This window comes from Salmonella sp. NW1250 (assembly GCF_051812965.1).
Taxonomy (GTDB): domain Bacteria; phylum Pseudomonadota; class Gammaproteobacteria; order Enterobacterales; family Enterobacteriaceae; genus Salmonella; species Salmonella enterica.
The window spans coordinates 1-428 of sequence record NZ_JAMNDD010000052.1; the positions used below are offsets into that span (position 1 = coordinate 1).

General features: G+C 64.7%; 1 pseudogene. It reads right to left on the minus strand.

Annotation, left to right across the window (positions count from 1 at the left end):
• A pseudogene (locus NBA72_RS24210) lies at window positions 1–428 on the minus strand (sodium-extruding oxaloacetate decarboxylase subunit alpha); the annotation flags it as partial.

Sequence of the window (428 nt, forward strand, 5' to 3'; positions counted from 1 at the left end):
TGGCGATTCTCAAGGAATTTGAGACCAATCTGCGGGAACAGCGCCACGGTGAGGACGTCGTCAATGGCGTTTCCCGCCAGAGTGATGCACTTCTCCTGCGCCTGGCGCCTGACGTCCGCTTCCAGTTCAGCCAGCTCCGGCTTCAGCAGGTCCGCCGGACGGCAGGTCACCGGGGCAGCCCCTTCCAGCACGCGGGCCTGCAGTGCCGCGTTCACCGGCACCGGCGTGTGGCCGTACTCGCCCTTCAGTATCCCGGCGGTCTCTTTGGCAATGGTTTTGTAGCGTTCGCCGGTCAGCACGTTGAGCACCGCCTGGGTGCCGACAATCTGCGAGGTGGGGGTCACCAGCGGAATAAAGCCGAGGTCCTCGCGCACGCGGGGGATTTCCGCCAGCACCTGGTCGAGTTTGTCCGCCGCGTTCTGCTGCTT